Annotated in this window: 5 protein-coding genes and 1 pseudogene; 5 read left to right on the forward strand and 1 reads right to left on the reverse strand. The window is 34.8% G+C overall.

The window, feature by feature from the left end; translation table 11 throughout:
• Positions 1-15: 15 nt before the first annotated feature.
• From H2677_RS05465 to H2677_RS05485, 5 genes and pseudogenes are all read left to right on the forward strand, one after another.
• Positions 16-483 carry a GIY-YIG nuclease family protein gene (locus H2677_RS05465; protein ID WP_212639313.1) on the forward strand — a complete coding sequence of 156 codons (468 nt, stop codon included), beginning with the start codon at positions 16-18 and terminating at the stop codon, positions 481-483.
• A gap of 26 nt (positions 484-509) precedes the next feature.
• Positions 510-3,386, forward strand: a complete 2,877-nt coding sequence (locus H2677_RS05470; RefSeq protein ID WP_212639314.1) for a type I restriction endonuclease subunit R — start codon at positions 510-512, stop codon at positions 3,384-3,386.
• A 658-nt stretch (positions 3,387-4,044) separates the two neighbouring features.
• Entirely contained in the window at positions 4,045-4,374 is a 330-nt protein-coding gene (locus H2677_RS16200) for a transposase (RefSeq protein ID WP_407929296.1), read from the forward strand.
• Between the two features lie 182 nt (positions 4,375-4,556).
• Positions 4,557-5,417, forward strand: a pseudogene (locus H2677_RS05480) (IS982 family transposase).
• 225 nt (positions 5,418-5,642) lie between these two features.
• Positions 5,643-9,656, forward strand: coding sequence for a dynamin family protein (locus H2677_RS05485; RefSeq protein WP_212639315.1), 4,014 nt, complete (start codon positions 5,643-5,645; stop codon positions 9,654-9,656).
• A gap of 137 nt (positions 9,657-9,793) precedes the next feature.
• Here the strand turns inward: H2677_RS05485 and H2677_RS05490 are convergent, their stop codons facing one another.
• Entirely contained in the window at positions 9,794-13,264 is a 3,471-nt protein-coding gene (locus H2677_RS05490) for a dynamin family protein (RefSeq protein ID WP_212639316.1), read from the reverse strand.
• Positions 13,265-13,267 lie beyond the last annotated feature (3 nt).

Here is a 13,267-nt window from a genome sequence, read left to right on the forward strand (position 1 = left end):
ATCAAGGGGAACTTTATGAAAATTGAACTGAATTGGATGGAGCCAATCGAATTAGGTAGCTCTAGTACCTTACGAGAAAACATTAAAAATTTAGACCTAAAATGTATTCCAGATATTGCTGGAGTTTATATTTTTTATCGAGAATATGCTGGTAAACAATACGCGCTGTATGTAGGTAAGTCTGAGAATATCCGTACTAGAATGAAATCTCATTTTAACAGCTTAAGTTTGATAGAGGGATTAGAAAATACACCTCAAGGAGCAAAGAAGTTAATTTTTGCCGAAGTTAAAACTCGTTCAGATTTAGGGCGTGCCTTGAATCAAGCAGAAAAGGGATTAATTCAACATTATATTGAAAATGATCACCCCTTACTAAATCAAAAGCTTATGGCAGATCATTTCGATGAGATTATGCCTAAAGGAGAGGTGATTGATTTGGTTAATGAAGAGATTTGGGTTTATTCAACTCAAAGTACACGCTAATAATAGATTTTGGTTTAGAGTGAAAAATGACAGTACAAAGTGAATATCAACTTGAAAATGAACTGATTGCACAACTGCAAGGACTGGGCTATGCAACCGTCACGATTAAAGATGAGCGCCAACTACTGTCTAATCTCAAAACACAAATTGAACGTGCCAACGGACTTGCACCCCTGTCAGAAACGGAATGGAAGCAGGTCATTAGCTTTCTAAATACAGGCACAGTATTTGAACGCGCTAAAAACTTACGTGACCAGTTTCCTGTCAAATTTGATGATGGTTCAAGCAAGCACATCTTCTTTTTATCAGATGACTCAAGCAAAAACGTATACCAAGTCACCAATCAAATCACGATAGATCATCGTGATTTTAATGGTCGAACCAGCCGTTTTGATGTCACGCTCTTGGTTAATGGTTTGCCTTTAGTTCAAATTGAGTTGAAAAAACGAGGCATGGAAATTGCCGAAGCCTTTAATCAAACGCAACGCTATATTCGTGAAGCGTATTGGGCAGGGCAAGGGCTGTTTGGTTTTATTCAGCTTTTTGTCATTAGTAACGGTGCAAATACTCGCTATTATTCTAATGGTACAACTGGGATTGAATTTGCCTTTCCGTGGGCAGATGTTGCCAATAAACATATCAATGAAATTGTCGACTTTGCTGATGCCTTTTTAAATCATCAGCATCTTACAGACATGCTGACTCAATACATGGTGATGCTAGAAACCAGTAAAAGTTTGATGGTATTACGCCCATATCAAATTTACGCCGTGCAAAAGATTATTGCCCATGTACAAAATTCAGAACAAAATGGCTATATCTGGCATACCACTGGTTCAGGTAAAACACTGACATCATTTAAAGCCAGTCAGCTCATCATGAAGATGCCTGATGTAGAAAAGGTCTTGTTTGTGGTGGATCGTAATGACCTTGATACCCAGACTTCACGCGAGTTTAATGCTTTTAAAGCAGATAGTGTAGATAGCACAGACAGCACGCATACTTTAGTGAAGCAACTCGATCAACGCCATGACAAACTGATCGTGACCACCATTCAAAAGTTAAATCGAGCCATCAGCACTGATCGATATTTAGAACACATCAATTATTTAAAAGACAAAAAAGTCATATTCATTTTTGATGAATGTCACCGTAGTCAATTTGGTGATACCCATCAAAACATTAAAAAGTTCTTTAGTAATGCTCAGATGTTTGGATTCACGGGAACACCGATCTTTGAAGAAAATAGCCAATCCAAAGCGGGTTTGAAGCTCACTACAGAATACTTATTCAATCAGTGTTTGCATCAATATGTGATTGTGGATGCGATTCGAGACCGCAATGTATTGCAGTTCCAAATAGATTATCGTGGCAAGTATACTGCTAAAGGTATGCAGAATAACCTCGATTATGACGAAGATGTTGAAGGGATAGATACCAAAGAGCTTTATGATAATCCACAGCGATTAGAAATGATTGCCCGTTATATCGTTGATACGCATGATACCAAAACCAAAAACCGTGAATTTACGGCGATGTTTTGTGTCAGTTCAGTGGATACCTTAACGCAGTATTATGAACTGTTTGAAAAGGTACAAGCTGAGAAGCAACAACAAGATGAAGCGGAAGGTCGATTATTTAAACCTCTCACTATTGCGACTATTTTCTCCTATGGTGCGAATGAAGCTGTTGAGAACAATGACCAAAATGGATTGATTCAGGAAGAGTCAACAGATGCACCGAGTCAAATAAATCAGTCTAGTCGTGATAAATTGGATCGCTACATTGCCAAGTATAATTCTCAATTTGGTACTAACTATAACTCTGGTGATGGATTCTATGCTTATTACCGTGATATTGCAGATCGGGTAAAGAAAAAGCAGATTGATATCTTACTGGTTGTGAATATGTTCCTTACAGGCTTTGACTCAAAACCTTTGAATACATTATATGTCGATAAAAACCTTAAATATCATGGTTTGATTCAGGCTTTTTCACGTACAAACCGTGTCTACAATGATAAAAAACCATTTGGGAACATCATTAGCTTCCGTAACCTTAAACGTGCAACAGATGAAGCATTGGCATTATTCTCAAATAAAGAAGCCAGAAAAATGGTTCTTGTCCCAAGTTTTGATGAAATTAAACAAGATTATGAACAAGCGGTAGAAAAGCTGTTTGCCATTACTGCTGATTATCAAGCCGTGGATGACTTGCTGACTGAGGATGAGCAACTAGAGTTCATTAAGGCATTCCGTGAAGTGATGCGCTACAACGCCCAGCTACAAACCTTCATTCAGTATGATCAAGACGACACTAAGCTTGATAAACAGCACTTTGCGAATTTTGCATCTAAATATGCTGACCTCTGTCGTGCGATTCGAAAAACGACCAAGAAAGAAAAAGTCTCTGTGTTGGATGACGTCGACTTTCAATTAGATTTATTGCACAGTGACCGTATCAATGTGGGTTATATCCTTACGCTTTTACAGATGGCACTGAATGCTGAAACAGATGAGCAGCGTAAGAGATATGAAGCTCAAGTACATGATCTGATTGGCAGTGATATTAGCTTGCATGATAAGCAAGACTTGATACAAAAATTTATTGAAGAAAACATGCCGAAAATGATCAATGGGCAAAGCGTACAAGTGGCTTTTGCTCAGTTTTGGGATGCAGAAAAAGAGCAAGCCTATCAGCATTTTTGTGAGCAAGAAAAGCTTAAACCTGAAGCAATGAAACAGGTTTTAGATAATTATGAATTCAATAAACGCTTACCACGTAAAGAAGAAATGAAAGAGTTGCCAAACTATAAAGTCAAGTTATTTGAAAGAGACAATGTGTTGAGTAGTTTATTGATTAAAACACGTCAGTTAATTGAGCGATTTTATGTGGGGTTGTAACGCAACCATTTAGCTTTATTTTTTGCATTTTTTGTGTAATAACATTACGTAGTCATCTAGCATTAGCTCCGAAATAGTTAGTACTACGGAAGTTTGCATGAGTAGAACAATTGATTTACTGATTGGTGTTTTAGCTTGGAGATATTTTCGTTGAATTACAACAAGTATTTTTATTAGATCCTCAAAATCAGATAAATAGATTGAGGGAGAAAGAATAAGCATTTTGTATTATTAACTTTAAATAATTAATTGAATAGAAGGCTTAGTATGTCCAAACCTACAAGATGCTCAGCAGCTTGTTTTGGTCCGTGGACTGTTAATATTTTTCCAAAATGTTCTTAAAGATTAGTCAGTGCTAGAAGTTAAACTTCTTCGAAATCTAGTTGCATAAGGCGCGTTAATTGTAACTAAACTATTCTTTAATCATTATTCGGAACATTTGCACATTCCCTATCATATCGTTGATGTAAGTAGTGTAGGTGGAATAATTCTCTGTCTTATTTATTAAAACCTTAGATTCTCAAATGAAGTGCAACAGAGATTAAATCATGGGAATGAGGCACAATGAGATAGCATTTTACTTCCGACCGACCAAAGTCAAAGTTGCATCATGAACTATACTCATCTTACTCAAGAAGAAAGATATTAGATTTATACTCTGTTACGTGCAGGTTTTTCCAATCGATATATCGCTTGGCGATTAAATCGTTCACCTTCAACAATATCTAGAGAAATCACACGAAATAAAGCTAGAAATGGTTACTTTGCTAAACATGCTCATAAAAGTGCTCTAAAACGTCATTGCCCCAATCCTAAAAGAATTCCTTCTGATATTTGGGCACTCGTTATTTTTTATCTCAATCTTAAATGGAGCCCTGAACAGATTACTTCTCATGTTTTCGTCAGTCTGTATTCCATTTATAGATTTATACAACAGGATAAAAACAAAGTTGGCGTACTCTTCCATAATTTATGTTCAAGAAATTAAAGGAAGAGGAAATAAGTCAATTTTAATGGTCAAGTAACTAAAGTCACATAGTAACTTATTTCTGAGAATAGATATAAAGTTCTCAGCCTATATAACCTGAATCACTGATAAGAAATTAACTTAAAAAAAGGTGGCTGAAAAAACTATTAGGGAGTTCCACACCACCTGCGCCTTCAGCTACTATGTTTGATTATGCGTATTTCTTTAGCATAATCGATGATTTTTTTTCAGAAATTTGAAGCAACCAATTAGAAGTTTTTAAAAGACAGTAACAAGCATTTGAGAATACGCTCTTTTGAACGGCAACTTTAAAAAACTGTGTTCATCACCATTTTATATAAATTTTTTCACTTCAATAATTTAAAGGTCTTTTTCTTTTGGTTAAAGCAAAATTAAAGTCAACTCTTTCGATATTTATCGTGTTACCTGCGAATGGTTTACTTCATTAGAGCACATCAATTCGTATAGTATGCTTTACATTTTACCTTGATGAAAGATTGTCAGAGCTATTATTTGTGGATCGATTCGATTACGCTGCCTGTATTAAAAATTCAGCGGATTCAATGATATAAATCTCTAGCAGTAATTGCAAAACGTGTAAAAGTTCAATGTGGTGGTGCTTTGGCTATAAGTTGGATTTAATCATGAATCAGTCTGGAGAGATTGTCATTACGGTTTTATCGAATGTGCATACAGCGGATATTAAAACGGTGGAACGCTTGGTAGAAAGATTAAAAGCCAAGCTCTCTGCCGATCGTGGCTATATCAGTCAGGAATTAAAGAGTAGATTAAAATCACAAGATGCTGATTGAATTATATATAATCGAAAGAACATGAAATCTGAATAACTTTCAACATCAGATGGATATCACTTAAAGCAGCATAATAAAATAGAAACTCTATTCAGCTTATTAAAAGTGAAATGTTATTTGGTAATAAGTAAATCGAGATGCATTGAAGGATACTAGGCGGGAATTTATGATTCTTTATGTGCTTATAAGTTATGCTATCAAAATAAGTCAACCATTCGAGTAATGGAATGATTGGCTTTTACAGGGTTCGGGTCATATAATATTCTTCAAATTGAAGAAAATGTAACACTATCAATTATTAAAAAATTGTGGTGAGGGAATTACTATTAAAGTAAGAAAATACAAGTGAATAAGCAATTTATGAAAAAGATTTGATTATGCTAGACATCAAATATTGTAACTTAGATATCTCTACTAAAATTGATATCATCGGCCATGAAAAAATGGAATCACCACATGAGACCCAATAATTCAAATACTTCAACGTCCTATTTAATGGCAAATCAAACTTTACAAGATCAAAGTCTAAGAAATGCACAAGATTCTGCTTTTGTGATTTTTTCAGAAAACCAACAACAAATTAGTGGTAATACATTTGGTGGAGCAGGTTACTTTGCCGAAACTCATCATGCAGCAAGTTACAATGTCAATCAGGCAAATCAGTCGGGTGATGATGTTGCTGATTTGGTGAATAGCCGTGAATTTGGTTCAGTCGATATTCAGACTGCTTCGGGTATGGCATTTAATCCTAAATATTTTTCCACACCTGAACAAAGTTATGCAGCAGGTGCAGAACTGATTTATGACGATAATGGGGACATGGTTGCTAAATATTCAGGGCAGCAAATTATTGTACCAAGCGATCAGTTAGCACACGTTCAACAATTACACCAAACTCAAATCGAACAAGCCCAAGCAAATGGACAACTTGATCAGGTTGATGCTTTAAATCAAATTAGCTTTACTGACCGCATTAAAGATGAAAATGGCATTAGCTCAACCCCTTTAAGTTACGCCGAAGCACAACAGGGAACAAGTGAGTTTCATCAAGGTATGATGCCTGAGTATGCTCGACCAAGCTCTACCCTAGATCATACGTCTGATTTTGCAGGTAATGTCTTAATGGCAACTGCTTTTGTTAGTGTAATTGAACTTGTCCCAGCAATTACTCGTACTTTAAAGCAAATGGGGTCTGGTGCATTACCTTTGAAACATGCAGGAACAGCATTACTTGAAGATTTAAGAAGCAATCAAGCATCCACCCATATTCAACAGGGGGCAGGAAAAGCTGTTGCCGCAGGTGGGTTAAGTTTTATGACTCATATTGATGCAGGTTTATCCGCTTTTATTGTAACGTTTGCTTGGGACGTGAAACAAATTTTGCAACGTTATCAAAATAGTGAAATTACACGCGAAACGATGATGACTGCAATTCAACAGGCAGGTTTGAATCGTGGAATTTTAAGTTTAGTAACAGTCGCTGCGGTATCTGTCGCTGGAACAATCGGTATTTTAGCCCCAATTTTGGCACAATGGCTTGTACACAATGTCAGGGAACGCCAACAGTTTGAGCATGGTTTAAAAGATATTGTAAATGGCTGGATGCGTACTGTTAATGAAACTGCACAAATTACTGCACAACAATACCAACTTGCCTATTCAGGGCATCAACTGGCAATCACACACCAACAAGAACAACAAGAGAAAAATATGAATCATCAGCAACAATTAAATCATGATATTCATGACTTGAACCAAATTATCCAAAATGATGATTTTACCCAAGAGATACAGACAATTTCTGTAAGTCATGAGCCACTGGCATTGGATTATTTACAGGCACAAAACTTACTGATTGTTGAACAGGCTAAAAACCACCCAGAATTGCAGGACTGCATTGAGCGGTTTTTAATTGAAAATCAGAATAATCGACAAGTTATTGAAAATGCAGCTTTAGATGCAATGCAATTATTGCAATATGACAATCAGAAAGCCGCTCCGTTATCATTTTTGGATAAATTAAAATTAAAAGTATTTTCTCAAGATGTACTTGAATATCAGGCTGATGAACCGATTAGAACACTATTTACCGCTCAGCTTGCAGCTTTACGCATGTTAAAAGGTTTGCAAAGTGAACAACGATTATCGATTGAATTTATTGCATTTATTCAATCCCAATTATATGGGATTCAGGACAAGCTATTAAAGCAAGAACAAACACGTTTAAATGACCTTGAGCAAGTGTATCAATCCATGTCTTTGGCTTATACCACGCTTAGGCAGCGAATTATCCAACATGAAGCACGCATTGAACGCCTAGAAAAACATGAACAATTACAAGACTGGTTACAGCTTTGTCATGTGCAAAAAATTCAGGGTTTAAGCTATCAGCAAATGCCTGAATCTTTGCGCTTATGTACGGTAATCAATGAATTTATCCATAAAACTGATGGTGTATGGACATGGAAAGATTTGGAGTTTTTACACGCTTTTTTAAATCATGTTAGTTTGGAAAGTATTGACCATCAACAATTTATACAAGATGTTTATGCGCAATCGAGTTTAAAAAATAGATTGTTCCATCAATTAAAGAAAATCAATCAAAAAGACAGCTATGCAACTGCACAGCAACCCTCGGTTTTATTATTTGATGAATTATATGCCAATAGTCAGCAAGATTTTAATCTTGAACAAATTGTAATGGCAGAAAATCTAGCGACCTTTGCCACAGGTAAACAAAATTCAGCGTGGGATTTGGCTTTACTTTTATTATGGCATTTAAAAACCGCAGGGATTACCCCTTATCGAATGACAACGATTGATAAGCAAAAACAAAATTGGCTAAATGCTTTGCAGCAGTTACAGCAGTTGATTGATGAACGGACTTTATCTTCTGCTTTACAACCACAAATCCAGCAAGTAAGAGATAATATTTCGACCTTTAAACTTTCTGTACCATTGATTGGGAAATTTAGTGTAGGTAAATCGACATTATTGAATACATGGTTAGAGCAGAATATTCAACTTACGGAATTAGGAGCGTGTACATCTTATCCGACAGAATTTCATTTTAGTGAGTATGAACAGCAAAAAGTTGTTGTCGTTACGGAGCAGGGGAATATCAATCAAACCCATCGGGAAGAATACACCTTAGATATTTATCAACAATTGCTTGTTCATGGAACATTGGCACAGCAAAATATTTTATGGGTAGAAATTCATTTACATAATGCAGCTTTAGCAAGACACCCAGACTTGATTATTGTTGATACCCCGGGACTTGAATCGAATGTTGGTTCACATGAAGAAGCACTCATTCGCTATTCAGGTACGGCAAATAGTAGTTTTATTTTGTGTGTTGCTCGTACACATTTGGGTGAAGCTGAACGTCAGTTTGTGTTGCGTCAATATACAATGGGGAAACCTATATCATTATTAGTTTGTCAGGAAGACTTAATTGTTAGTCGGGAACGTTTGGCAGTTCGGCAGGCGATTGCACAACAATCAGGTATTAACGAAGAATATTCACTGGTTCGGGGTTGTTCAGCTCATGATAATGATGTGAAAGGTCTAGCTGATTTACTGAATCATATTGAAGAACAGAAAGAGTATTTATTTGAGCAAAACTTTAAAGACCATGTTGAAAGTCTAATCTCTTCAGCAAAACAAAATCTTGAGCAACAGTTGGCTGCCGATACCTCAAGAGAAGCACTACAACAACAGAAGCAAACCATCTTTGATTCGCAGCAACAACTGAGTGAAGAATTTGAGCGCGAAAAGGTAATGTTACTTCGGTTGGTTGAAGGTCGAGTCAGTACGGATGTCATTGGCAGTATTGAAACCATGTTGAACGCACGTAAACCGCATTATTATGGCGCAGCACAAAGTGCAGCCAGTACTTTACAAGCTGTGATTCAAGCAGATGTACAAAATACCTTTCAGCTTGCGACAGAGCAATATTTGTACCCAGTAATTGAGCGTGCAGGACAAAAACTAAATGCAGCTATCCGAATCAATCAGGATACTGCGCTGGTATCTTATCTACCGAATATGAATGGTACTGATGAAAGTAATGCTAATGCTGCAATGATGGTCGGTGGGGCGACTGGTGTGGTTGCTTCATTGGCTTTAGGTTTGTCGTTACCTTTTTTAATAATTCCTGGGGTGATTGGTGGTTTCTTTTTTGCAGAAAAACGTAAACAGGAAAAATTGCGTTTTGAAGTGGATTCTGCTGTTGCAAATATATTAAACAATATTAATCAACAAGTAATAATGCAGTTGCGACAGATTGCACAAGCCCATCTTGAGCAAATTTATCAAACGATTCAAGCAAGATTACAGGCAGAATCAGATAATATTGTTAAAATTGAACAGCAGCTAGAAATAGACACCGCAACTCATCAGCTGCTACAGCAACGAGTGTCTGATGTATGTCGAGAGTTGGATGAGCTATTGAAAACAGAAAATTAAGGTAGTTACTGTGTTTCTATCTGAAATCGTTAAAGTCTGATTCAATAGTTACCAATCTTTGATTGAGATTGGTAATTTTTTTAATTTTTGGGTTTTTTAAAGAATGTAACTTAGAGCATGCAAATTCAAATAAATAATCAACTTAGTAGTTTGTAGATAAAAAAAAGAAAAATTATAACTGCTGACATTGGACCAAATATTTTGAAGAGTTTAAAGCCATTCTGCATTGAGTTATTGGTTTTTATAAGATTTTCAAAAATTTGGAATCCAAGCCAAATTGAAGTAAAAATTGGTATTAAAAACAGTGCTGAAAAATCATTAATAAAAATTAATGAATAATAAATAATAGAGCAAACCAAAATAATAATTGTAGGGGCTAAAAAGAAACCTAATGTAAAAAAACAAACCGTTTCAAGTTTCTTGATGTAATATTTAACTAAATTGGTTAAGGATATTTTTAATTTTTTCAATGAGTATTTATTATCAATTCTAGATGTTGATATTTGGGTTCTGATTGAAGTATGAGCGATTACTTCACCTCGAACTGCTCGAACATAATATAAATTGTCTTTTCCATGGTAATTTGATAGTGGCCCACCAAAAGGTACACTTCTCACCCATTCGTTACAACCAAAAAATGAACTAGACCAATATCTACCTAAGTTAGTTTTAATAGGTCTAAACAACATTCCTTCTGGACAGTTGTAATTCCCAGACTGTTCCTTAATCAATGTTTCGAGTTCATCAATCATAGGTAATCTCCAATCCTCGTAATCTGCTAATCTAAAATTTTGACAAGCTGTTTTTGCATTGTTCCAATTTAACTTTTCTGCATCACCAATACACTCTCCATTTATCCATTTTTGACCAATACTTATCCTAGCCCACATTAAGCCTGTTTTTGAATCAGTCCAAACCCCTTTATATGCCTCTTCCTCTGTATTTATTCTAATCTCTTCAAACTCTATATTATTTAGTTTAACCCTAGAGAGAGTTATATAAAATATGATACCTAGTGCAATAATTCCAGCTATCCATATAATATTGGTAGTAAGAATTAAAAAAGTAATGATAATTAATATTAAATAAATGGGGGTGTAATTAATTTTTAATTTTTCGATATCCTCATTGTAGTCAAGTACACTTGGTTTTTTAAAAATTATAGGTTCTTTTATCCATGAAAAAGTAGTAGAAAATTTAGGGTCATTACTATACTTTTTAAAAACTACTATAGAAGCTAGTTTATTATTTTTTGATTTTTTACTTAGCCCTAAATAATCTAAAACTGTTCTATTATAAACTGAGTTTCCTATACTGTTATTTTTATAAAATTGATATGCTTTCTTATAGTCAATATTTGTACCATACCCAAAAGCGTAACATGTAGCTAATAAATATTGAGCCTCTGCAACTTTCTTATCTATGGCTTGCTGTTCTACAAATTTAAAGAATCTGTGGTCATTTTGATATCTAATTGCATCATAACAATAGTTAAATATTGTTTTCTCATCTTTTTTATTGGTTTTACCTAATTCAAAAAGTTCAGTTAGCTTAAATTGTACATCTATATTTCCTTGAGTTGCTTGCGTAAAAAGCCAATCATAGGCAAGATGATAGCTCTGTTTGGCTGCTAAGAACATATATTCAATGGTTGATGTAATATTTTTATTTTCTTCAAAAATTAAAGCATAGTTGTATTGAACCTCTGCATCATTCTGCTTGATAGCTTGATATTTTATAAAATCTTCAATGCGTTTATCATGGTTGTTATTTATAATATACTGATAGCAAATCTTGAATAATTTTGATTTATCCTGTTGATTTATTTTACTAATTTTAAATAATTCGGTTAGGCTAAATAGAGCATTAATATTTTTTTTATTTGCTTGATTAAAAAACCAGTCATAAGCAGGTTGATAGCGTTGTTTTGCTGCTAAAAACATATATTCAAGCATTGATACACTATCATTTATTTCTTCCAAAATTAGAGCATAATTATATTGCACTTCTGTGTTATTTTGATTCGTAGCTTGATACTTTACAAAATTCTCAATTCTTTGGTCACTATTATTGGTTCTAATATATTGATAGCAAAATTTAAATATTTTATTTTTGTCTTGATTTTTTATTTTTCCAATTTTAAATAATTCAGTTAATTTAAATAAAGCATCTATATTCTCTTGATGTGTTTTATCAAAAAGCCAGTCAAAAGCAGGTTGGTAATTTTGTTTTGCTGATAAATACATGTAATATATAGCTTCTTGATTATCTTTTAACGATAAAGCATATTTATACTGTATAAAATTGTTTTTTAAATAATCTGTAATATTTTTAAATTCTTTTTGGACAGATTTAATACCTATACAAGATTGCTGATATAGCCATTCTAGTGAATTTGAATCGGAGTAATTTTTATCAAATTCTCTAATGATTAAAGCATGATATTGTGCAGCTTGATGTATATCTTTAAAAAGATATTCCGCTATTTTAGCCATATCAAGCATTAAATTACGGCTTGATTGTAGAATGGAGGTTTTATTTTTCTGTTTAAATTCAATAATATTGGTGACTTGTGTTATATTTTGCAGATCCTGTTTATCCTTAACTTTAATTAAAGTTTCAATCTCCTGCTGTAATTGATTGACATGATGAATCCCTTTGTTGAAAACATGCTGGATTAAAATATCTAAATCTTTAATCGTATGGTGCTGTATCGGTTGATTAATTTTATCTAACCAGTCACCAATACCATCACCTGCAAGGCGTTGCCCCTGTAACTTCATAATTGGGGCAGCCCACGCCATAATACCTGCAATTGCAATATTTCGATTTTTTAAATTCTGCCGAACGCTTTGTAGAATCGGTTCAATATCACTACGATTTACTAAATCTGACTGAGTAAGCACCACAAAAATCGGCTGTTTAGGCTGTATCTTTTGTAAAAACTGTAAATCTTCATCACGAATCGTACCGTTTTTAGCATTCACCAACCACAAAATATAATCTGCTTTACTTAACTGATTAATTGCCAGTTGCTCATCACTATGGTGATGATGCTCGGCATCTGCTTTGCTATATCCTGGGGTGTCTAAAAAGGCAATATGCTCCCATGTAAGTTGTGGAATTCCTAAATGAACATACTGGATCAACTCACCAAGTTGAATATCATTTTGCGTATTCGTATCCCCCACAAAATGACGTAACTGTCCTAATTGTTCAGGCTTTAAACGAATATGATGATTTAATAAATTTAGGGCATGCGTTTGCTCAAGAGTACTTGCACTTAAATACGTTGCGACGGCGGTACACGGTTCTAATGCTTCAGGTAGGACTTCGATGCCGAGCAAACTATTAATAAACCTTGATTTCCCTGCACCAAAACCACCACCAACACCAACAATGGTTTTCTCTGTGAGCTGCTTTTGTTGCATTTCCTGTTCAATCTGCTGTATTAACAACATCAATTCGCGGTAATTTTTAGAATAATTTTCGGGATCGACTTGGGCAATCAACGGCAGTAATTTTTTGATTTCCACAGCAATGTTTTGTTTGGGGGTATTCGATGCCGATAAAAGGGTATAAATGGTTTCTAAGGTGTGATGTTGCATAGT

This window comes from Acinetobacter junii (assembly GCF_018336855.1).
GTDB classification, from domain to species: domain Bacteria; phylum Pseudomonadota; class Gammaproteobacteria; order Pseudomonadales; family Moraxellaceae; genus Acinetobacter; species Acinetobacter junii.